At 39.9% G+C, this 23,718-nt stretch carries 19 protein-coding genes; 3 read left to right on the plus strand and 16 right to left on the minus strand.

What is annotated here, in order from left to right; all coding sequences use genetic code 11:
* The 14 genes from hisG to M3600_RS03675 all read right to left on the minus strand — a co-directional run bounded on the left by hisG (position 1) and on the right by M3600_RS03675 (position 14,129).
* The gene (gene hisG, locus M3600_RS03610) at positions 1-642 is read right to left on the minus strand and encodes an ATP phosphoribosyltransferase (protein WP_192486575.1); all 642 of its coding nucleotides are present in this window, start codon (positions 640-642) and stop codon (positions 1-3) included.
* Positions 639-1,823, minus strand: coding sequence for an ATP phosphoribosyltransferase regulatory subunit (locus M3600_RS03615; RefSeq protein ID WP_237941896.1), 1,185 nt, complete (start codon positions 1,821-1,823; stop codon positions 639-641). The genes hisG and M3600_RS03615 overlap by 4 nt, the downstream gene beginning before the upstream one ends.
* A gap of 234 nt (positions 1,824-2,057) precedes the next feature.
* Positions 2,058-2,591, minus strand: a complete 534-nt coding sequence (locus tag M3600_RS03620) for an acyltransferase (RefSeq protein ID WP_233316618.1) — start codon at positions 2,589-2,591, stop codon at positions 2,058-2,060.
* Entirely contained in the window at positions 2,588-3,241 is a 654-nt protein-coding gene (gene ppaX / locus M3600_RS03625) for a pyrophosphatase PpaX (RefSeq protein WP_251644741.1), read from the minus strand. Before ppaX ends, M3600_RS03620 begins: the two co-directional genes overlap by 4 nt.
* 21 nt (positions 3,242-3,262) lie before the next feature.
* The gene (gene lgt / locus M3600_RS03630) at positions 3,263-4,078 is read right to left on the minus strand and encodes a prolipoprotein diacylglyceryl transferase (protein WP_251644837.1); all 816 of its coding nucleotides are present in this window, start codon (positions 4,076-4,078) and stop codon (positions 3,263-3,265) included.
* 42 nt (positions 4,079-4,120) lie between these two features.
* A complete protein-coding gene (gene hprK, locus M3600_RS03635) occupies positions 4,121-5,047 on the minus strand; it encodes an HPr(Ser) kinase/phosphatase (RefSeq protein ID WP_233316620.1) in 927 nt (308 codons plus the stop codon).
* A 186-nt stretch (positions 5,048-5,233) separates the two neighbouring features.
* Positions 5,234-5,596 (minus strand): phage holin family protein, encoded by a 363-nt coding sequence (locus M3600_RS03640; protein ID WP_233319465.1) that lies wholly within the window; start codon positions 5,594-5,596, stop codon positions 5,234-5,236.
* Between the two features lie 6 nt (positions 5,597-5,602).
* A complete protein-coding gene (locus M3600_RS03645) occupies positions 5,603-5,788 on the minus strand; it encodes a PspC domain-containing protein (RefSeq protein WP_237941899.1) in 186 nt (61 codons plus the stop codon).
* 18 nt (positions 5,789-5,806) lie between these two features.
* Positions 5,807-6,916 carry a DUF4097 family beta strand repeat-containing protein gene (locus M3600_RS03650; protein WP_237941900.1) on the minus strand — a complete coding sequence of 370 codons (1,110 nt, stop codon included), beginning with the start codon at positions 6,914-6,916 and terminating at the stop codon, positions 5,807-5,809.
* 336 nt (positions 6,917-7,252) lie between these two features.
* Complete coding sequence (gene uvrA / locus M3600_RS03655) at positions 7,253-10,129, minus strand: excinuclease ABC subunit UvrA (protein WP_237941901.1); 2,877 nt, start codon at positions 10,127-10,129, stop codon at positions 7,253-7,255.
* Between the two features lie 8 nt (positions 10,130-10,137).
* Positions 10,138-12,117 carry an excinuclease ABC subunit UvrB gene (uvrB, locus tag M3600_RS03660; protein WP_251644742.1) on the minus strand — a complete coding sequence of 660 codons (1,980 nt, stop codon included), beginning with the start codon at positions 12,115-12,117 and terminating at the stop codon, positions 10,138-10,140.
* Between the two features lie 309 nt (positions 12,118-12,426).
* Positions 12,427-12,657 carry a CsbA family protein gene (locus M3600_RS03665; protein ID WP_233319475.1) on the minus strand — a complete coding sequence of 77 codons (231 nt, stop codon included), beginning with the start codon at positions 12,655-12,657 and terminating at the stop codon, positions 12,427-12,429.
* Between the two features lie 36 nt (positions 12,658-12,693).
* Positions 12,694-13,548, minus strand: coding sequence for an STAS domain-containing protein (locus tag M3600_RS29155; protein ID WP_233319477.1), 855 nt, complete (start codon positions 13,546-13,548; stop codon positions 12,694-12,696).
* 293 nt (positions 13,549-13,841) lie between these two features.
* Positions 13,842-14,129, minus strand: a complete 288-nt coding sequence (locus M3600_RS03675; RefSeq protein ID WP_237941903.1) for a hypothetical protein — start codon at positions 14,127-14,129, stop codon at positions 13,842-13,844.
* Positions 14,130-14,420: 291 nt separating this feature from the next.
* On the opposite strand from M3600_RS03675, the gene M3600_RS03680 reads away from it, so the two are divergent.
* Positions 14,421-15,452, plus strand: a complete 1,032-nt coding sequence (locus tag M3600_RS03680) for an HD-GYP domain-containing protein (RefSeq protein ID WP_233319481.1) — start codon at positions 14,421-14,423, stop codon at positions 15,450-15,452.
* A gap of 38 nt (positions 15,453-15,490) precedes the next feature.
* Here M3600_RS03680 and adhE read toward each other — a convergent pair whose 3' ends face one another.
* Positions 15,491-18,103: a bifunctional acetaldehyde-CoA/alcohol dehydrogenase gene (gene adhE, locus M3600_RS03685; protein ID WP_251644743.1), complete on the minus strand. Its 2,613-nt coding sequence runs from the start codon at positions 18,101-18,103 to the stop codon at positions 15,491-15,493.
* Between the two features lie 342 nt (positions 18,104-18,445).
* On the opposite strand from adhE, the gene M3600_RS03690 reads away from it, so the two are divergent.
* Both M3600_RS03690 and M3600_RS03695 read left to right on the plus strand, forming a co-directional pair.
* Positions 18,446-19,072, plus strand: a complete 627-nt coding sequence (locus M3600_RS03690; RefSeq protein WP_233318541.1) for a TetR/AcrR family transcriptional regulator — start codon at positions 18,446-18,448, stop codon at positions 19,070-19,072.
* Positions 19,073-19,196: 124 nt separating this feature from the next.
* On the plus strand, positions 19,197-21,452 hold the full coding sequence (locus M3600_RS03695) for an MMPL family transporter (protein WP_396953778.1): 2,256 nt from the start codon (positions 19,197-19,199) through the stop codon (positions 21,450-21,452).
* Between the two features lie 58 nt (positions 21,453-21,510).
* Here the strand turns inward: M3600_RS03695 and M3600_RS03700 are convergent, their stop codons facing one another.
* Positions 21,511-23,580, minus strand: coding sequence for a 5'-nucleotidase C-terminal domain-containing protein (locus tag M3600_RS03700; protein WP_251644745.1), 2,070 nt, complete (start codon positions 23,578-23,580; stop codon positions 21,511-21,513).
* Between the last annotated feature and the right edge of the window lie 138 nt (positions 23,581-23,718).

Genomic DNA, 23,718 nt, shown 5'->3' on the forward strand with positions numbered 1-23,718 from the left:
CTAGTTTTGCACTGTTGCTTTCACTACCCTGCTGACACGATCAACTAACTCGCTTATTCTCTTATCCTTCATCCGGTAGCTTGCTGGATTGACAATAAGACGGGAGGTGATATCAACAATTTTCTCGTACTCGACAAGCCCATTTTCCACAAGTGTTTTGCCAGTGGATACGATATCGACGATTCGGTCTGACAAGCCAATGATTGGAGCAAGCTCAATGGAGCCATTTAGTTTAATGATTTCTACTTGTGAGCCTTGTTCCCGAAAATAGGCTGCTGCCACATTCGGATATTTCGTTGCAATTCTTGGGGCAATTTCATTTAATTCCGTATTCGGCAAGCCTGCCACTGCCAAATAACAGGCACTTATTTGCAAATCTAAAAGCTCATAAACATCTCTTTCCTCTTCGAGCATAACGTCCTTGCCTGCAATGCCCAAATCAGCTACACCATGTTCAACATATGTCGGAACATCCATTGGTTTCGACAAAATGAACCTAAAATTTTCTTCCTCCACGTCGATGATCAGCTTTCTGGAGTCGTCAAATTCCTGAGGAAGCTGGAAGCCTGCTTCCCGCAACAGCTTTGCTGCTTCTTCAAAAATTCTGCCCTTTGGCATGGCAATTGTTAAAACATCGTTCATTTGACAACCTCCATTCCTGCTTTCCCGACAAGCAAAGTAATTTCGTCATACTGCTTAGTACATGCATCCACATTGCCGACACCATTTATATCTTGGGTAATTACTTTAAGACCGTCTGCTCTTTTTTGTTTAGCTAATTCAAATGCTTCTTTTCTTCTGTCCGCACTAAACAGAATGCAGTGAATATCGCTTTTGTTAACAAGGCTGCCTAAAGCCTCGAGCAAGTGATCCACGCGGATAGCAAATCCGGTAGCACCGGTGTTTTTGCCGAACTTGGCAAGAAGAAGATCATATCTGCCTCCGCTTCCGATCGGAAACCCGACTCCTTCTGCATAAGCCTCATAAAGGATACCCGTGTAATAGCTCATATGACTGACAAGCGTCAAATCAAACTTCACTTGATTCTCCACTTCATAGTCTACAAGAATTTCCCATAGCTGCTTTAAGTCATCAATCGCTTTGCTTCCACTGCCATTTTCGATTAAATCGTATGCAAGCGGGATAATTTCCTCTCCACCCCTCAGCTTGAGAAAGTCATTCAGCCTTTGCTTATCAATGCTGGATAAGGAAAGACTTGCGACATGCTGACGATAGCCAACATAATTCTTTTCATATAAGTATTTAGTCAACGCATCGGCTCTTTCCTTCGTTCCGAGAATTTGTTCAAAGAACGCTTGAACAAAGCCAACATGGCCGACAGACAGTTGATATTTTTTCAGACCTGCCTTTTCTAATGAAGAAATCATCAGGGCAATACCTTCACCATCTGCACTTACAGTCTTGTCGCCGATATACTCAACACCAATCTGTTCAAACTCTGCCGGTCTGCCGCCCTCTCTTTGCTGTGCTCGGAAAACCGAAGCGTTATACGCAAGGCGCAACGGCAAGTCTTCATTCAGCAGCTTTGAAGCAGCCACCCTCGCAATCGGTGCTGTCATGTCCGGTCGCAGCACTAATGTATGCCCTTGCTGGTCCAACAGTTTAAAAAGCTGCTGATCTAAAATGGCTGAGGCTGCACCGACTGTTTCGTAGTATTCCAATGTTGGTGTTTCAATGAATTGATAGCCCCATTGCTTAATCTCTTTATCCATTTTTTGTTTTATCATATATTTCGTTTCATAAATTTCAGGTAAGCTGTCTCTCATGCCTAACGGCTTTTCAAACATAAATAAGCTGCTCATTATATACACCTCATAAAGAAGAATATTCCGAATGCTTTAGTTCGCTAATATGCTAACAAATTAAAGGTTATTTGTAGTTTACTCTTCCATTTCTTTTTGGTCAAGTAAAAAAGCCGTTTTTTCTGACTTTTCCGCTTATAAAAAAGGCAACTCTAGCATATGATTCTTTTTCAAAACAACATGACGGTTAGCCAATATCTTTGAAATAAGACTCATCATTAGAGTCGCCCTGCCTTATTCTTCTACTACATAGCTTGGACTATTTTGTTTCCGTTGCTCCATCTCTTCTGCTGTATAGATGATTTGCATCGGATTGCCGCCGACAAAGCTGCCGGCAGGAACATCTTTATGTACAAGTGTACCTGCTGAAACAACAGCATGAGAGCCGATCTCCACGCCGGGGAGTATCGTCGTGTTCGCACCAATCATGACTTCATCACCAATAATGACTTCGCCAAGCCGGTACTCCTCAATCAAATACTCATGTGCCAAAATCGTGGTGTTATAACCGATGACCGTATTTTTGCCCACTTTTATCTTTTCCGGGTACATGATATCCAGCATAACCATCAAGGCAAAGGAAGTTTCTTTGCCAACTGTCATTTTCAATAATTTTCGATACATCCAATTCTTCATTTTCAAAAAAGGAGTGTATCTAGCAAGCTGGATGACGATAAAGTTCTTAATTACCTTCAGAAAAGGGACTGTCTTATAGACATGCCATAAAGAGTTCGGCCCGCTCACCGGATAGCGCGTCGTTTTTCTCATTTTACTTCCACTTCAACGATAGAGAGCAAATCTCTCATATTATCCAAAAGATAATCAGGCTCCAATGATGCCAAGAACTCTCTTCCCTTTAATGTCCATGCTACCCCTGCCGTTTTTGTTCCGGCATTTTTCCCTGCCAGAATATCATGAGAATTGTCACCTACCATAATTGCTTCTTCAGGAGAAGAACCGAGCTTCTCCAAAGCCATTAAAACAGGCTCTGGATCCGGCTTCGCTTTTGTTACATGGTCAAGTGCGACAATCACATCAAAAAACTCATCCAGCTTCGTCAATTTTAGTCCCATATCAACTACATCAGACAGCTTTGTGGTCACAATCGCAATCTTATAGCCGTTTTCCTTTAAAATCTTTATCGTGTCATAAACACCATCAAATATTGTCACGATTCTATCATGGTTTTCTAAATTATACGCCCTGTATTTAGCTGCCATCTCTTCTGCTCTCTTGGCATCAATACTTCCGAACGTTTCCATTAACGTTGGACCCATGAAAGGAATAACATCCTCACGAATGTATTTGCCAGGATAGTAGAAATCCAATGTATGCAAAAAGGAGGATATAATTAGTTCATTTGTGTCGATAAGTGTTCCATCTAAATCAAACAACAGTGTATTAATTTTTCCGTTCATCTTATCTTCCTTTCTTCACTTCTAATTACTATTCTCCAAATAACGCTCGCTTGCCAATCCTGATTTTCTTCTGTAAACAATGACAAGTGCCGACAACACAATGAGCGCCAGGGAAATAAGCTGTGCCATTCTAAGGTCGCCAACCATTAAGCTGTCTGTTCTCATACCTTCAATAAAGAAGCGGCCGATTGAATACCAAATAACATAGCTTAAGAAGATTTCGCCTCTTCGCAAGTTAACTCTTCTTAAAACAATTAAAATGATAAATCCAACGATATTCCATAGCGATTCATACAAAAATGTCGGATGGTAATACGTACCATTGATATACATTTGATCAATGATGAATGGAGGTAAATGAAGTCCTTCTAAAAATGATCTGCTGACTTCCCCACCATGAGCTTCCTGGTTCATAAAATTGCCCCAGCGGCCAATTGCTTGACCTAAAATAATACTTGGAGCTGCAATATCCGCCATTTTCCAGAAAGAAATGCCTCTTTTCTTTGTAAATATGTATGTGGTAACAACTGCTCCAATCAATGCACCGTGAATAGCAATACCGCCATTCCAAATTTTCGGTATATCGCCTAAATGGTTACTATAGTAGTCCCATTCAAAAATAACATAATAAATACGTGCTGATATGATAGAAATTGGAATGGCCCATAGCATTAGGTCAGGGAAATCATCCTTCCCAAGCCCTCTTTTGCTTCCTTCGCGAATGGCCAAAATCAAAGCCAGAACGAGTCCGGTACCGATGATTACTCCATACCACCGGACATCAAGGCCTCCTATTGAAAATGCAATAGGATCAATTGGCTGTATATTCTCCACTATTATTCCTCACCTTTCCCCTGTGTATTTATCTCTATTAGGCTATCATTCATTTTCGTGAGATATCACGTTTGCAAGCTTATTCGTAAATTGCTGTGCAGCATTAACACCCATTCGTTTCAGGCGGAAATTCATCGCAGCAACCTCAATGATAACTGCCAAGTTTCGTCCAGGACGTACAGGAATTGTCAGCTTTGTCACATCTGTATCAATGATTTTCATCTTCTCTTCATCCAAGCCTAAACGGTCATACTGCTTGTTCTGTTCCCACAGCTCAAGTGACATAACGATGGAGATCTTTTTGTCGCTTCGCACTGCTCCAGCCCCAAACAATGTCATAACATTAATGATACCAAGTCCGCGGATTTCTAGAAGATGCTCAATTAACTCAGGTGATCTTCCAACAATTACACCTTCATCTTCCTGGCGGATTTCCACACAGTCATCAGCTACTAGGCGATGTCCTCTTTTAACAAGTTCCAGAGCTGTTTCACTTTTACCAACACCGCTTTTTCCAGTTATCAGTACGCCCACACCATAGATGTCAACGAGTACGCCATGAACGGCAGTAGTCGGTGCAAGCTTGCGCTCTAAGAAATTAGTCAGTCTGCTTGAGAATAAAGATGTTTTTTGTTTTGAACGCATAACAGGCACCGCATTTCTTTCCGATGCTTCAATTAGTTCAGCCGGAACCTCTTTATTTCTTGTAATAATAATTCCCGGCGTGATGTCATTACACAGTCTTGTAAGTCTTGTTTCCCGCTCTTCTTCACTTAGCTTTTCCGCAAACGTAAGCTCCGTTTTGCCAAGAAGCTGCACCCTTTCTGCAGGATAATAATCAAAATAACCTGCAAGCTCCAGTCCAGGTCTAGATATATCGCTTACCGTAATCGGTCTATTAATTCCTTCTTCACCGCTGATTAGTTCTAAATCAAACTCTTCCATTACTTCTTTTATTAATACCTTAGCCAATGGGGTTCCTCCTTCAAAGGTTCAATGCTGTTATATTAAATACATTTTCGCATCATCTTATTTTAGCATTATTCTTTAAATTTATGCTAGATTCTGACTATGTTAATTATCGTTTTTCACAAGCCTTTTACAAATACTAAAAAACAAAAAAAGGCCGGTGCATAAGCACCGCCTTTTTCGTTGCTTTTAGCTTTTTTTCTCGCCACTTTTAAGCATCGTGTTCTGAATAATAATATTAAACAGGGATAGCAGAATGCTCGCTAGAAGGCTCATGCCAAAGCTTGAAATTTCAAAGCTGTCTCCCATTAGACGATCTGTTAATGAGAGTGTGATCGCATTGATCACAAATAAAAACAAACCTAACGAAAGTATTGTTACAGGGAGTGTCAATAAAATCAGGATAGGCTTCACCACAATATTAAGCAATGACAAAATGATACTAGCCCCAATTGCAGCTCCTATGCCTGACAGATAGAAAGAATCTTTGAACAAACCCGCCAATGCAATAAAAAACACGGCATTTATAACAATACCTAACAACCACTTCATATTTTCCTACACCTCATTTGGAAGAACAAATGTCATAATCAAATAAATCAGCACTAGCGAAAAGCCAGTTGGAATCAGTGCTAGAAGAAAGATTCCTCGCAACAGATTTGCATTAATATTGATACTTTCTGCAAGTCCGCCGATTACTCCTGCCAGTTTCCGATTATTTGTTGAGCGCATCAATTTCTTCATTTTATCTCCTTTCGAAGATTACTGTTGCTCCCGTTTCTTAATTTTGATGGAACCTGTTTTTGTGTTCGCTTCTATTCTTGTTCGTTTATCCAACGATTGAATAGACTGAAATTCCATTACTTTTTGGAGCACATCATTTTTTTCTTCTATTATTTGTATACCCTCAAGTTCAACATTAAATCCGCCAAAATTAGTCTTTAAGCTACCTGTTACGGCAAGCTCCTCTGGAAGCTGAACTTCAATGCTGCCTGTTGTCCCTTTTAACTCAAGCACCTCAATTTCTTCCGAATGGTCGATGCAAAGGATATTGCCATTAAAGGATTGAAGATCAACTTTTTTGAAAAAGCCTTCAGCCTTTATAGCTCCATTCAATGTTTCCCCGTCCAGCTCTTGAATCACACTGTTTTCAATTACTATACCGCCGTTTGCTGAATCTGCTTCCAGCTTTTCACTTTGCCCGGCATTTATTGTAATTTTCCCGTTTGCTGTTTTCGCATAAACCTGATCTGCGAAAAGATCATATGTTTTAATGGATCCGGTAAACAGTCTTACTTTTGCGATGTGGTACGTATTTTTTGGAACATATAGCTTCGTCTGCAGCTTCATCCATTTATGGTTCACCTTTATCTCTAGAGCATCTTCTTTCGCCTTTACTTTTACCTCTTTTAAAAATAAATCCTTCGCCTGCTCACTGGAATCGACCCTGTAGATTTTCGCTTTGCATTCAATCCGAATCTCCTGCTGATCCCAAGGAATAAGCTCTACTTCACCGTTTGGAATGTCAACATCGATATTTTTCGGGAATACCTCTGTAAACTGAAAAATATGCGATACTTCTTCATGTCTCGTAATATTTAACTGATCGAGATCCACTTCCTTAACCTTCTTTACGGCAGTATCTACAAAATCAAACAGTTTATCTTTAGCTGACTGGAATTTAAATGCCGATTGCTGATATGGTTCTTTTTTCTTTTCCTGAAATACAGACTCATCAAAACTCTCATCGTCGGTTTTTAGTGTTTTAGCTAAATCTGCTTCCTCTGCCTTTTCTATTAGCGACAACGCCTCATCAATTGTCAGCTTGCCTTCCTCTAAAAGCTGCAGTATTCTTCTTTTTTCATCCGCCATTAATATTGCCTCCATTCTATCCCTAAGTGGTATATGTTTCCCTACTTGAGTAAAACTTTAAGCATAGCTATAAATGCAGCTGCTTTTTTCTGTCTGTGTATTTCTGTTTAGAACGTTAAGTAAATGTAAAACTAAGGAAAGCTGTGATACCTCTTGTTCTTCCCTTTCCTATTATTACGAATGAAACAATCTTAAAGTTTCATCTAAGCTGGGAATTGAGCATTTCTTTCTATCGTATGAGCATTATATAAAATTAAGAATAATGTCCACCTGGAAGTTAAGTATTAAAAAACCGGCCTCTGGAGTAATATCCAAAAGCCGGTAGGGCAGGATGCCTTATCCTGTTGTTATTTCCTCTGCATCTTTAATGCTTTGCTTCATACGCAGACGGTCTCTTTCCAGAATTGGTTTTAAATACTTTCCTGTATAGGAGCCTTCAAGCTCAGCGATCTTTTCTGGTGTGCCGCTTCCCAAAATAGTGCCGCCTTTGTCTCCTCCTTCTGGACCAAGATCGATAATATAATCTGTCGCTTTAATAACGTCAAGATTATGCTCAATTACAAGCACAGTATCTCCATTGTCGACAAGACGCTGCAGGACACCTAGCAGCCTTGATATATCATCAACATGCAAGCCTGTTGTCGGCTCATCCAATATATAGAAGGTTTTACCCGATGATCTTTTGTGCAACTCAGAAGCAAGCTTAACCCTTTGAGCTTCACCGCCTGACAGTGTTGTTGCTGGCTGTCCTAATTTGATATATCCTAACCCTACATCGACAATCGTTTGCAGCTTGCGGTGAATTTTCGGGATATTTTCAAAGAAGGAAACAGCATCCTCGACTGTCATGTCAAGCACATCGGAAATATTTTTCCCTTTGTACTGCACTTCTAGCGTTTCCCTGTTATATCGTTTTCCATGACAGACTTCACATGGGACGTACACATCTGGCAGGAAGTGCATTTCAATCTTGATGATTCCATCTCCGCGGCAAGCCTCGCATCTTCCGCCTTTAACATTGAAGCTGAATCTGCCCTTTTTATAACCGCGAACTTTCGCTTCATTCGTTGTAGCATAAACATCCCGGATATCATCGAATACGCCAGTATATGTGGCAGGATTGGATCTAGGTGTGCGGCCGATAGGAGATTGGTCGATATCAATTACCTTTTCAAGCTGCTCAATTCCTTTTATTTCTTTATGCTCACCCGGTTTTGCCTTTGCCCTATTCAATTTTTGGGCAAGGCTTTTATGAAGAATTTCGTTTACGAGCGTGCTTTTTCCCGATCCGGAAACGCCTGTGACTGCTGTAAACACCCCTAACGGTATTTTCACACTGACATTTTTGAGATTGTTTTCTTTTGCTCCGATAATTTCCAGAACCCTGCCGTCATTTTTTCTGCGCTCAAGCGGCAGTGGAATAAACTTTTTACCTGATAAATATTGACCGGTTATGGAATTATCATCTTCCATTACTTCCTGTGGAGTTCCCGTTGAAATTATTTGTCCGCCGTGAACCCCTGCTCCCGGACCGACATCGATTAAATAATCTGCTTCCATCATTGTATCTTCATCATGCTCTACAACAATTAGCGTATTTCCGATGTCCCTCATATGCTTCAATGTATCAATCAATTTGTCATTATCTCTTTGATGTAGCCCAATAGACGGTTCATCTAGTATATAAAGTACGCCTGTCAGCCGTGAACCGATTTGCGTAGCAAGTCTGATTCGCTGCGCTTCTCCGCCGGATAAAGTTCCTGCAGCTCTGCTAAGTGTCAAGTAATCCAAACCAACATTATTAAGGAAACCAAGACGCTCTGAGATTTCCCGCAGAATTAGATTGGCTATTTGTTGTTCCTTTTGTGTTAAAGTAAGATTTTCGAAGAAGTTCTTCCCTTCAAGGACGGATTTTTCCGTCACTTGGCCGATGTGCAAGCCGTTCACAAATACTGCCTGAGCTTCCCTTTTTAAACGGTAGCCTTTACAAGTCGGACAATCTTGCTGCCCCATATACTTCTCCATTTGTTCCCGGATGAAATCGGAGCTTGTTTCCTTATATCGTCTTTCCACATTGCGAATAACACCTTCAAACTGGATATCATTTTCCCTTACTTGGCCAAAATCATTTTCATAACGGAAATGGATTTTTTCTTTGCCTGAGCCGTAAAGAATTTTATCCAGCATTGGTTTCGGAATATCTTTAACAGGTATATTCATGTCAATGCCATAATGGTTGCAGATACTTTCCAAAAGCTGCGGATAATATTGGGAACTGATAGATTCCCATGGTGCTATCGCGTTTTCCTTTAATGTGAGATTCGGATTAGGAATAACCAGTTCAACATCCACCTCTAACCTCGATCCAAGACCGTCACATTCAGGACATGCCCCAAACGGACTGTTGAAGGAGAATAATCTCGGTTCCAGCTCTCCGATGGAAAAACCGCAGATTGGGCAGGCATGATGCTCGCTGAACAGGAGCTCTTCTTCTCCAATCACGTCAATAATTACTTTTCCGCCGCCAAACTGAAGAGCAGATTCAAGGGAATCAGCAAGACGCTGAGAGATCCCTTCTTTAACGACAAGGCGGTCAATTACCACTTCAATATTGTGCTTTTTATTCTTCTCAAGCTCAATATCATCGCTCAGCTCATGCATTTCTCCATCTATTCTGACACGAACATAACCTTGCTTCTTAATATCCTCCAGCACTTTCACATGTGCCCCTTTTCTGCCGGAAATGACAGGTGCAAGCACTTGAAGTCTGGTTCTCTCAGGGTATTCCAATATGCGGTCAACCATTTGTTCTATTGTTTGCGAAGTGATTTCAACCCCGTGCTCCGGACAAACCGGCCTGCCGATTCTGGCATACAGCAACCGCAAATAGTCGTATATTTCTGTAACCGTGCCGACAGTCGACCGCGGATTTCGGCTCGTTGTCTTTTGGTCAATGGAAATGGCAGGAGACAAACCTTCAATTGAATCAACATCCGGTTTATCCATCTGCCCAAGGAATTGGCGTGCATATGCTGATAAAGACTCAACATAGCGCCTTTGTCCTTCTGCATAGATAGTATCAAAAGCAAGAGAGGATTTCCCTGAGCCTGACAGTCCTGTGATTACAACAAGCTTATCTCTTGGTATAGTAATATCAATATTTTTCAGATTATGTGCCCTTGCACCTTTAACAATCAATTTATCTTTTGCCATTTCAGCCTTCACCCCTCTGCCTTAAGCTCAAGCAGCAAATCGCGGAGTTCTGCAGCTCTTTCGAAGTTGAGAGCTTTTGCAGCTTCCTTCATTTCTGCTTCCATTTGTGCAATCATTGCTTCTTTGTCTTTTTTCGTCAACTTTTCCAGCTTAGCAGATGCTGTATACTCTTCCGGCTCCTCTGCCGCCTGTGTTGCTCTTATTGTGGCTCTGATTCCTTTTTGGATCGTCTGTGGCGTAATGCCGTGCTTTTCATTATATTCTTCTTGGATAGCGCGGCGCCGTTTTGTTTCATTTATCGCTATTTCCATCGAGTTTGTCATTTTATCTGCATACATAATGACATGGCCATTCGAATTTCTCGCCGCACGGCCGATTGTTTGAATCAATGAACGCTCAGAACGGAGGAAGCCCTCTTTATCTGCATCCAGAATAGTAACAAGAGATACTTCCGGTATGTCCAGTCCTTCCCGCAACAGGTTGATTCCGACAAGTACATCATATTTGCCTAAACGAAGCTCCCGGATAATTTCAATCCGCTCTAAGGTCTTTACCTCAGAATGGAGATATTGAACCTTTATGCCGATTTCCTTCAAATAATCCGTCAAATCTTCGGACATTTTTTTCGTTAAGGTAGTTACAAGTACCCTTTCGTTCTTTTTAATGCGTTCCTGAATTTCACCAATCAGATCATCTATCTGTCCTTCAATCGGTCGGATATCAATCGTCGGATCAAGCAAGCCAGTCGGTCTGATAATCTGCTCAATCATTTCCGGAGTATGCTCCAGCTCATATGGTCCCGGAGTTGCTGAAACACAAATCATCTGATTGATATGCTCCTCGAATTCACCAAACTTTAATGGCCTGTTGTCCATGGCTGACGGCAGTCGGAATCCATGTTCAACAAGCACACCTTTGCGCGCTTGGTCTCCGTTATACATCCCTCTGATTTGCGGCAATGTAACATGGGACTCGTCAATAACTAGCAAGAAGTCCTTCGGAAAGAAGTCTAATAATGTATATGGTGTCGAGCCTGGAGGTCTTAATGTTAAATGACGGGAGTAGTTTTCAATTCCCGAACAGAAGCCCATTTCCCTCATCATTTCCAAATCATATCTGCAGCGTTGTTCAAGTCGCTGTGCCTCTAACAGCTTATTGTCCTCCCGGAGCTTTTCAAGCTGCTCTTCCAGCTCTTTTTCAATATTTTCTATTGCTATTCTCATTTTCTCTTCTCGTGTAACGAAGTGGGAAGCTGGGAAAATGGAAACATGATTTCTTTCTCCAAAAATCTCTCCTGTCAATGCATCCACTTCACGGATGCGATCGATTTCATCTCCAAAAAACTCCACTCTAATGCAGCGCTCGTCACGGGATGCTGGGAAGATTTCGACGACATCTCCCCTTACGCGGAACGTTCCCCGCTTAAAGTCAATGTCATTACGGTCATACTGGATATCAACGAGCCTGCGAAGGAGCTGATTGCGTTCAATCTCCATACCTGCTCTCAGAGACACCACCATTTCCTTATACTCTTCAGGAGAACCTAAGCCATAGATGCAGGAAACACTAGCAATGATGATGACATCTTCCCTCTCAAACAGCGAGGCAGTCGCTGAGTGACGAAGCTTATCAATCTCATCGTTTATGCTGGCATCCTTTTCTATGAAAGTATCTGTGCTCGGCACATATGCTTCAGGCTGATAATAATCATAATAGCTGACAAAATACTCAACCGCATTGTTCGGAAAAAACTCCTTGAATTCACTGTAAAGCTGACCTGCCAATGTCTTGTTATGTGCAATGATCAATGTCGGCTTTTTTACTTCCTTAATAACATTGCTGACAGTAAATGTTTTTCCTGTCCCTGTTGCACCAAGGAGCGTTTGGATTTTTTTGCCCGAATTTATTCCAGAAACGAGCTGTTTAATTGCCTCGGGCTGGTCCCCATCAGGGGAATATTTAGAAACTAATTCGAATTCTTGGGTCACTGTAATCCTCCTGTTTCTTCCTTCTGTACTATAGGTTTCATTGATTTTCCTAATGATTAATAGGGGCTGTATATGTAAATGTAATTCAAAAATCTATTTAAGACACATCTTATAAACTATCCAAATTTAAGATTTGATATATCACCATTCTACCACAAACTTCCCTATTCAAACCAATAATATGCGAACGAATATTCCCCTTTTTTTATTTTTTGTTGTTTTTTAAATAAAAAAAGAATGCCCTTCCTTAGGATGATTCTCCGCGAAGGAAACATTCACCTGTTTAAAGAAGGTCATTCTTTTCATTATTTATTCAGCGGCTTTAGCACTCTGTTTTTTCAGTCTGCCGCTAAGCCAAAACCCCACAGTCAGGGAAAATGCATCAATCACAATCAGCAAAAAGGAATTCGTATATCCCTTATACGCGGAGGCAGCGATCAACGCAACCGTAAGCACTAAAGCAACTACTCGATTGTAAGCCACCCTTGTAAAAAGCATAACTAATAATCCGGGAAAAATAAGTGCAGCTAAATAGATCATCTTATATTGATACACCTCTTTTTTGCTTGAGCGTTATTATCCTTCAATAACCGTAATGCCAAGTCTGGATAAAGCACTGGCAAGATTATTAAAGATTGGAATCCTGCTGAAGTCTACACCGAGCTGAATCGCAGTCTGTGCCACTTCTGGACGCAGGCCTGAAAGGTAAGCTGTAACACCAATCAGGTTTAAAGCATGGATAACATGAAAAATTTGCTGTGCTACCATTGTATCAATAATTGGTACGCCAGATAAGTCAATGAACAGCTTTTCCATATTATTATTATTACACTGCTTCAATGTAGTTTCCATAATAATATTAGCTCTTTGCGTATCGATATCCCCTAACAACGGCAGCACTCCAATTCCCTTTGTAATCGGGATGACAGGGCTGCTCAGTTCATAGATGGTCTCCTGCTGTGCAGAAAGCTGCTGATGCTTAAATTTATCGTAGTATTCTATAAAAATATTTGTAAAAATATCAAAGGCATAATTTGTTAAACGCAACCAATTGAACATGTTGCTGATACTGAAATTCTCTTGAGACTCCTCTGCGAATTTCTGAATATATTTAATTAAGATAGATTTGACGCATGTCAGCTGTTCAATCGACTCTAGTATCGGTACAGCGTCCTGAGATCTTTGTTTGGCGACCTTTACAGCCCACTCCGAAATACTTGCTTTATAAACAGTTTCCTCCGAATGAAAGACATGCAGTACATTCTTTACAAGCGTATGATAGCTGTTAACCAGCTCCTCTTTAATCGGCTGGCCCTCTTCAATCCTGTAGAATGCTGATTTATTTGTACTTAACGTCTTTAGCCATTCCTCTGCCATACTTTCTATCTGTTCATTTAAATAATTATATAATTCTTTTTTGCAGTCAGACACGTAATTCTCCTCCTAAAGGTAAGCGACAGTTCAATCTCTCAAAATAACAAGCTTTTAATTCCGCCAGTTTCATAGCAGCCTGTGCATTCACTATGTGGAAGGATATAACCAATAGCAATTGTACTATATATGGGCAGTATCTAACAGCAAAGCAGCTTGACTATCAATGAATCAAATGGCAGCTTTATTAAGCTATTGACCAAACTATTAGAAAGGGAATCCCTAGAATGCAGCTTGCAGCTTTATATCAAACAGGTAGGTTATGTGGAACTATTTTTCCAAAAGACCTGTCTTTAGTTTTTTATCAGTCCAGTGGCAATTACTTGAAAAAGAGGCTTCACGGACGAAGATCTTTTTTTGGCATTGCTCACCATCACAATTATTTCATTCAATTCTTGCGGAGTAAGTTCTTCTATGATCCATTCCGCCAATTCATGATGGCTTATAGATATATTCTTATACGGAATTTTAATTGTCCGACATTGCATTAACTCTTTCCTCAGAATATTTACATGATATTCATATCTTGATAATCCACTTTGTCTAGTATTCATCCCTTGTGTCCAATCCTCTTTATACATAGTTGCACCTCACTTTAGTTACAAACACTTGCAGACCTTCAAAATTAGAAACTTTTTATTTAAGTGTAAATATATCTACTTGATTAGTAGAGGTCAATCACGAAAGGCATTATCCTCCTATTATGGAAGGAAATTAGGAACAATGTCGTATACATGCTAGGGAAATAGTCTATTCCACTTCCCCGTTTTGTAAGGTAAAATTTACTACATAATGTATATACAAATATTTACCCCGTTTCCCATTTCATACACTGCTAAATGCTTCGTGATTTACTATGAGGAGGAATCAATATGGATATTGAAAAAATAAAAGCACAATATATCGGAACCCAATTAAAAGAAGATATCTTTTCAAATTCCATCGAAGGTCTTTTGCTGCTAAAAAAAGGCGCTGTTTTGGAAGATACCCATATTGATCTTCTTTTAAACCACAAAGTTGATGTTTCTAGTTTGACTTCTATTTCCGAAACTAGTGAGGCTTTGTCTGCTGAACAAGCTTACTTTGCTATTTTTACACAAGTGGAAGAAACTTTTGCCTCATTAATCAACAAAAGTGAAGAAGGTCTTGAGGAGTTACTCTCTGACTATAGGATTCTTATCGACCTTGCCTTACATGACATTACCATTTTAGACTTTATTCTCGATGATACGCATACCAGCAACTCTATCTACAAGCACAGTATCAATGTCGGCATTATTTCCGCGCTCATTGGACAAATACTAGGCTATTCTAATAGAAACTGTCACTTACTAAGCCAAATGGGTTTATTTCACGATATTGGAATGCTCCTAATCAAAGATGAAATTCTTAATAAGAAGACAAAGCTGACTCATTCAGAATATAAAGAAATCCAAAAACATACGACTTTAGGAAAAAGTATTCTATTCTCGATTAACTCATTAGATATCATCATCTCAAGAACAGCTCTGCTTCATCATGAAAAAATAAATGGCAAAGGATACCCACTTAACCGGCAAGAAAAGGATATACCATTTATGATTCAAATTATTTCCGTTGCCGACATCTTTAATAGTATGTGCTCAAGTACGTGGCATCAAAAGAAAAAGACATATTTCGAGGCCATCAATGAGCTAATTGATGAGGCCCATGGAAATGCCATCAATCCCGCAATCGTCATTCCTTTTGTTTCGTATCTTATGCGAAAGCAGCTCTTTAAAAAGGTGAAACTAAATACAGAGCAAACAGCGGAGATTATCTTTATTCATCCAAATGAGCCCCATTTACCTCTTGTCCGTATTGAGGATGACTATTTGGATTTGCGTAAATCAGCTTCTACTAAAATAATAGATAGGCAGGCATAACAAAAGACCACAGATAAGCTGTGGTCTTTTGTCTTTACTTATACTCCTTTATACGCTTTTCGATAAATATCGGCCAAGTCTGCAACTAATGGCAGCTTAGGATTTGCTGTTGTACATTGATCTTCAAAGGCTCGATCTGCCAAATAGTCCACCTTTTCTTCAAAGGCTTTTGCATCAACTCCATTAGCAGCAATGCTCATTGGGATATGGAGCTCTTTTGCCAAACGGATGACTGCTTTAACAAAGCTGTCTACTCCTTGTTCTGTTGTGTTGGCAGGAAGCCCAAGTATTCTTGCCAATTCAGCATAGCGCTCATCTGCCTTGAAATGCTCATATTTAGGAAATGCTGTGAATTTTTTTGGTTTTTCCGCATTATAGCGAATAACATGCGGCATTAGTATCGCATTTGAACGGCCATGGGCAATGTGGAACTCTGCCCCCAGCTTATGGGCTAGGCTGTGGTTTATTCCTAAAAATGCATTTGCAAACGCCATGCCCGCAATGGTAGAGGCATTATGAACCTTTTCACGCGCTTCCTCGTCAGATCCGTTGCGATAAGCTCTTGGCAAGTATTCAAAAATTAATTGCACCGCCTTAACAGCCAATCCATCTGTGTAGTCATTAGCCATATTGGAAACATAAGCCTCTACCGCATGTGTCAGTACATCCATGCCTGTATCTGCTGTAACAGCAGGAGGAACTGTCATTACAAATTGCGGGTCAACGATGGCAACATCTGGTGTTAACTCATAATCTGCCAGCGGATATTTAATATTATTTTCTTTGTCTGTAATAACGGCAAAGGACGTGACCTCAGAGCCTGTTCCAGATGTTGTCGGTATCGCTACAAATTTTGATTTGCCTTCAAGACTTGGATACTTGTAAACTCTTTTTCTTATATCAAGGAATTTCTGCTTAAGTCCGAAGAAATCCTCATCGGGATGTTCATAGAACAGCCACATTCCTTTAGCCGCATCCATCGGTGAACCTCCGCCTAATGCAATGATGCAGTCAGGCTGGAATTTAGCCATCATTTCCGTTCCTCTGACAACAGTATCTAAAGATGGATCTGGTTCAACATCAGAGAATACTTCGACTTGAACAAGGTCTGATCTTTGTCTTAAATGATGAAGCACCTTATCCACATAGCCGAATTTGACCATATAGGGGTCTGTTACGATAAAGACACGTGAGATATCCTTCATTTTTTGTAAATACTGAACAGCATTTTTTTCAAAATATATCTTTGGCGGAATTTTAAACCACTGCATATTCACATTCCTTTTAGCAAGTTTTTTTACATTCAATAAATGCACATCTGTTACATTAGTGGCAACTGAGTTTTTTCCATATGATCCGCATCCCAGCGTTAAGGACGGCATAAACGCATTGTATATATCCCCGATTGCTCCTTGGGAAGATGGCGCATTGCAGATAATGCGGCATGCCTTCATTCTTAAGGCAAACTCTTTCGTTACATCTTCATCCTCTGAATGAATGACAGCAGAATGCCCTAATCCGCCGAACTCAAGCATCTCTTCAGCTCGCTTCAGTCCCTCTTCTGTTGATTCAGCTTTATAGCATGCAAGGACAGGACTTAGTTTTTCTCGGGAAAGAGGATATGCTGGTCCGACTCCTTCCAGTTCAGCGATTAAAATTTTTGTATCTTTATGAACTTGCACTCCAGCCATTGCTGCAATTTCATAGGCAGGCTTGCCAACAATATCCGGGTTTACTGCACATGTATTTACATTGATAACTAGGTTTTCTACCTTCTTTTGCTCTTCTGGATTTAAGAAGTGGCAGCCATTTTGGATAAGCTGACCTTTCACTTCCTCATAAATTTCCTGATCGACGATAACCGCCTGTTCAGATGCACAAATCATTCCATTGTCGAAAGTTTTGGATAAGATTAAATCATTGACTGCTCGTTTTACTTTAGCTGTTTTCTCTATATAGCAAGGTACATTCCCAGCTCCAACACCTAAAGCTGGCTTTCCGCAGCTGTATGCGGACTTAACCATGCCTGGTCCGCCTGTTGCTAATATCATAGAAATTCCTGGATGATTCATTAATGCCTTTGTCGTTTCAATGGATGGTTTTTCAATCCATTGGATGCAATTTTCAGGTGCACCTGCTTTAACTGCTGCATCCCTTAAAATTTTTGCTGCTTCACTGCTGCAGCGCTGTGCAGATGGGTGGAATGCAAAGACTATCGGATTGCGTGTCTTAATAGCAATAATGGCTTTAAACATCGTTGTGGAAGTTGGGTTTGTCACAGGTGTGACACCTGCAATAACACCGATTGGGTCAGCAATTTCAAAGATTCCGGCCGCATCATCCTCACTGATTATTCCGACCGTTTTGTCATATTTTAAACTGTGATAAATATATTCAGTGGCAAAAATATTTTTCGTAATCTTATCCTCATAAATCCCTCTTCCAGTTTCTTCAACTGCAAGCTTTGCCAAGTACATATGCTTATCGAGTCCTGCCAATGCCATTTCCTTGACTATATGATCAACCTGAGCCTGATTAAGCTTATAAAATTCATCCAGCGCCTGTTTGCCTTTCTCAGCAATCTCATCAATAATTGCCTGCACATCTGCAGCTTCCTGCTTTAGCTTTACATCCTTTTCGACAGTTGACATCTTTTAATCCCTCCAGAATTTTTCCTTTTTCGAAACAAATATAGTTTGTGAATAATTTCACAAGTTAACTTTAAAAGAAAAACCGAATTGTCAGCTTTATGACCCGGTTTATCTTTTAAAGGATAACCACAAAGAACTTGGATATTTATCCCTTTAGAACCAATAATTTTTACTTACAAGCATATCTTAATCACTTTCCAATCAAACTGCAATAGGTTCTCTTTGATTTGTTCAGCATTTCACAAACTTGTTCACCTATTGTTCACAATTGCATATTTTTTAAATTTCTCTTATACTTATCGAGTGATAAATCATTTTATTGGGTAATAGAAAGGAAACAAAATGAAAAGGGATCACGAAGAGCTGCAGTCACAGACAATGGATACACATCATTTGATTATTAAGGCAGCGACTACCTTATTTATGGAGCTTGGTTATCGTGCTGTAAGCACAAGGAAAATTGCAGCAGCCTGTGGCATTACTCAGCCTGCTTTATACCATCACTTCCAAAATAAACAAGAGATTTACATTGAGGTTCTGAAAGCTTCCATTCTTCAGACAGAAAACTATCTTTACAAAATAGCCGCCGATTATCCAGATATTAAGCAGCGCATCTTTCATCTAGCCAGCTATTTCATGCAGAATTACGAAGAAGATTTAATGCAAATGTTTCATGATCTTCATCATGAAATGCCGGAAGATGTCAAAAAAACCATTAACTCCCATTGGCAAAAAGGCTTTCTTGCACCTATTATGAGAATGTTTGAGGAAGCTGTCGCTAATAAGGAAATTGGATCATTTGAAAAGATAGACAGCAGTAGCTTTGAAGTATCTCTTCTATTATTGAATATGATAAAGTCTGCTCTTTTGCCTGAATATATGAAACGCTTATCAGAGACTGAGCAAAAAGCTATCATAGATAAAAAAGCTAAGCTCATTGTCCAAATATTTTTAAGCGGTATTGCTTAACCCTATATTCATTGCTGTTTCTTATTCTAACAAGAGCAGCATTATATTTTTTTGATTCCCTTATCAGTTGATAAGCTATTATTTTTCTTCCAGCTTATCAATTGATAAGTTCATCATAATAACAATGATAAAGGAGCTAGAAAAAGTGAAAAATTTTATCCCTACCGTTTTCCGATTTGTTTCAGGGAAAAAAGGAAGATGGATTACACTGTTTGCCTGGATCTGTCTTGTCCTTGTCCTAAGCTTAACACTGCCGCAAGCAAGCTCACAAAAAAATGAGAATGCTGCAAACTTGCCTGAAGATTCACCTTCTCAAGAAGCAGAAGCTATTATTAATAAAGAATTTCCAAATGAACAAGGAACACCGGCCCTGATTACCTTTCATCGAGATACCGGCCTCTCAAATGATGATTTAACGCAAATTCAAGAGCTGGCAGGTAAATTAACGGAGGAACCGGTTGTCCACCAGCAAAGTGTTATCCCACTTCACCAGCTGCCGATTGAAGCAGTTCAGCAGCAAGTATCAGAGGATGAAACAACCATTGTCCTTCCCGTATTGTTCGAGAAGTCTACAACAACAGCAGAGCTGGAAAAAAGTCTGGAAGAGCTACAAACTGCAGCGTCTGACATTTTCAGCACAGATCCTTTTAAAGCAGATATAAATGATGAAGATACACTGTCTGCCAGAACTACAGGTCCTGTGGGGATTGCTGTTGATGCAGCCGCACTATTCAGCCAAGGCGACTTGTCCTTGCTGATTGGTACAGTCGTTATTGTGCTTATTTGTCTTTTAGTTATCTATCGTTCTCCGATATTAGCAATCATCCCGCTGATTGGAGTTGGGATAGCTTATTTAGTAATTAGTCCTGTATTAGGCGGAATGGGCAAAGCTGGCTGGATTGAATTCGATTCACAAAGCATCGCAATCATGACGGTTCTTCTCTTTGGTGCTGGAACTGATTATTGCTTGTTCCTCATAAGCAAATACCGAAGCTTGCTAAAAGTGGAAACGAAGAAGGAAATCGCCATGGCAAATGCCCTGCGCCGTTCAGGTGGAGCAGTTGCAATGAGCGGATTGACCGTTGTGTTCTCCCTGATTATTCTTTTGCTCGCAGAATATGGTTCGATACAGCGCTTTGCTGTGCCTTTCAGTCTTTCCATTTTAATCATGATGGTCGCAAGCTTAACACTTGTGCCAGCAATTTTGGCTATTTTCGGAAGAGTTTCTTTCTTCCCATTCATGCCTAAAACACCAGAGATGGAAAAAGCAAAACCAGTAAAGAAGAAGAAAAAGTCTCGTTCTCTTGGCGAATTCATCGGCAAAATTGCTGTAAATCATCCATGGAAAGTAACCATTATTACAACAGTATTTTTAGGTGTTTTTGCTTTACTGTCATTAAAGATGGAATCCACTTATGACACATTATCCTCTTTCCCTGACGATATGCCATCAAGGGAAGGATTCACGATTATTTCTGAGCATTTCTCAGCTGGTGAACTAGCTCCTGCAGAGGTTGTTGTCCAAATAGAAGGTAGTGATATTCCTGTTGAAGATGTATTAAATGACCTTCCATTTGTTGCAAATGTTTCAGAAGGAGAACAAGCAAAAAATGATTCGGGCTTGTTTAAATACTCTGTTGAATTAAACACAAACCCTTATTCTAATGAAGCAATGGAAGAGCTCCCTGACTTGCGTGCAGCGGTTGAAAAAACTCTTTCTGACAATGGCATCACTGAAAGCAGTGAGAAAGTCTGGATTGGGGGCATAACAGCAGAACAGCTTGATACGAAGGAAACGACTGACAGTGATGCACGTCTTGTCATTCCAGTAATTGTTGCTATGATTGCCGTCCTTCTGCTTGCCTACTTACGTTCAATCACTGCTACAATTTATTTAATTGCAACAGTGCTGTTGTCTTATTTCAGCGCATTAGGCTTAGGTTGGGTTATTCTTCACTACGGTTTTGGAGTAGAGGCAATCCAAGGACTTATTCCGCTTTACGCCTTTGTCTTTATTGTGGCACTCGGGGAAGATTATAATATTTTCATGATTTCGAGCATTTGGAAGAAAAGTAAAGAAATGCCTCTTAGCCAGGCGATTAAAGAAGGGGTTGCAGAATCCGGCGGAGTCATTACTTCAGCAGGGGTTATCTTAGCCGCAACCTTTATGGTCTTAACAACATTGCCAATTCAAATATTGGTTCATTTCGGAACAATCACAGCTATTGGTGTGCTTCTCGACACGTTTGTAGTTCGTCCATTTTTAGTTCCTAGCATCACTGCACTATGCAAAAAAGCTGCCTTCTGGCCAGCAACGAAACATTTGCACGAAAGCAATGAGCAAGAGTTAGAAAAGCAGAACAAAAATCAAACAGTCTAAGATTAATAATAGAAGAGACCTAGTAGAAGCAATCTACTAGGTCTCTTTTTATCACTCTTTAAGCATGTCTTACTTTTCTATAAACCAGTACTCCAATACCAACCACAAACAGCAGTCCACCGACTAACAGCATCGTATAATTGTTTGTAGCAGTATTCGGAAGTGCATTTCCAGCTGTATTTCCAGACGTTGCTTTATCGTCTGATGTTTTGTCTGGAGTTACATTTTGGTTTTGATTATTGTCAGAACCTGGTGCTGCTCCATTGTCTGCACTGTCATCAGTCTTGCCATCATCTTTTGCTGGAATGTCATCACCATTATCGCTATTGTCGTCTGTAACTGGAGTCTCTGAACCATTATCATCATCTGAATTATCATCACCATCGTTAACTGGTGTTTCTGGTCCATTGTCATCGTCTTGATTACCGTCGTCTTCATCAACCGGTGTTTCTGGTTCCACTGCTTTTCCTAGTGTATCAATGATACGTCCTTCCAATTGAGGATCTACTTCTCCATTTATGTTATCAACCATATAATCGCGTAGCTGCTCCCAATCGATTGCACCCATATCTTGAACTCGGCCTTCTTGATAGGCTTTAGCAAATACTTCATAACCATCTCCGCCTTTTGCGGTAAAGTTGTTTGTAGTTACTAAGTACGTTTGGTCTGCCTTAATGTCTTCATACTGTTCATTTACTTTTACTTGCATCGAAACTACGCGAGAACCAGCTTCTTTTGTGCTGTCATACGTAAATTTCATTCCAGATACATGGAGGAATCCGCCGCTTTCCGCTGGCGCTAAACGCACACTATATTCTAAAATTTGTTTAATTTCCTCACCTGTCAGCTGGACAAATGCAGGATCGTTCCCAAATGGCAATACGGCAATAACTTCGCCTGTAGTAATAGGTCCTTCATCAATTGCAGCGCGGATTCCGCCCCCATTTTGCATGGCAATGACAACATTTTCATTTTTTTCTTTCGCTTTTGCAAGCATAGCATCTGTTACAAGATTTCCAAGTTCTGTTTCATTTGCCCGCACACTAACTTCACTGTCTGTTAAACGTGGGTTTAATAAAGGTTTTTTGGCAACTGCCCCTGTTTCTTGATTTGTTAAACTATCAATTTCCGCTTTATATGGCGCCAGTACAGCTGCCGCTTCTGCATCTGCTGCTTTTGATGCAACATCAATTAATTGACCAGCTTGACCGACAACTATCCCATTTTCATCAAAGTCTACCTTTAATTCTCCCAGCAATGTAGAATACTGGTATGCTTGTACAATTACAGTTGGATCCTTTGCAGCACCAGCTTCATCCGCTGTAATAACTACAGGCTCATTCAATTGTGTATGAGAATGTCCACCCACAATAACGTCAATTCCATCAATATATTTAGCTAATTGTAAGTCATTGCCCATTTCTGGATTACTGTCATAACCAATATGTGTTACAGCAATAATTTTATTAATTCCCTTACTTTCAAATGCTGCAACTGCTTCTTTTGCTTTCTCTATATAGTTTTGGAATTTCACATTAACAGGACTGGAAATATTCGCTGTGTCCTCTGTTGTTAATCCAAAGATACCAACTTTTTCTCCATTTACTTCTTTAACCATACCGTTATAAACAATTCCATCTTCAGGAGATTCTGTATAAGAATTATTTGTTTTGCTTGCCATATACGCATCACCAGAGAAATCTACGTTAGCACTTAAAAAAGGAAAATTTGCTTTTGAAACAAATTCAGATAAGGACTTATGGCCATTTTCCCCTGAACCTAAGTCAAATTCATGATTTCCAAAAATCATTGCATCAATATCCATTAAATTTAGTAGTGCTAAATCTGCTTGGCCTTTAAACTGATTGAAATATAATGTTCCTGAAAAAACATCTCCTGCGTTAAATAGTAGTGCATTTGGATCTGCAGCTCGAACCTCTTTAATTGCCGTAACCATATTTGGCATAAGGTCTGCGTGTGCATGTGTATCATTCATATGCATAATCGTTAAGGAATAATTATCATTTGATTCAGCAGCATATGTACTTGTTGGTAGAATTATAGATACCAATAATGCTAATGTTGAAAAAATACTTGCCAGTACAGCCATTTGATTCCTATCTTTCATTCTAAAATTTCCTCCTTTTTTTATCGTTAACACGACATTTATCGCATATTTTGTCAACGATTCTCCTATATTGTAGATATACTGTATTAACCTGTTGTTAAAAGTTTGTAAAACTACGTAAATCTACAATATCCTTTC

The organism is Niallia sp. MER 6 (assembly GCF_023714395.1).
Taxonomy (GTDB): Bacteria; Bacillota; Bacilli; order Bacillales; family Cytobacillaceae; genus Niallia.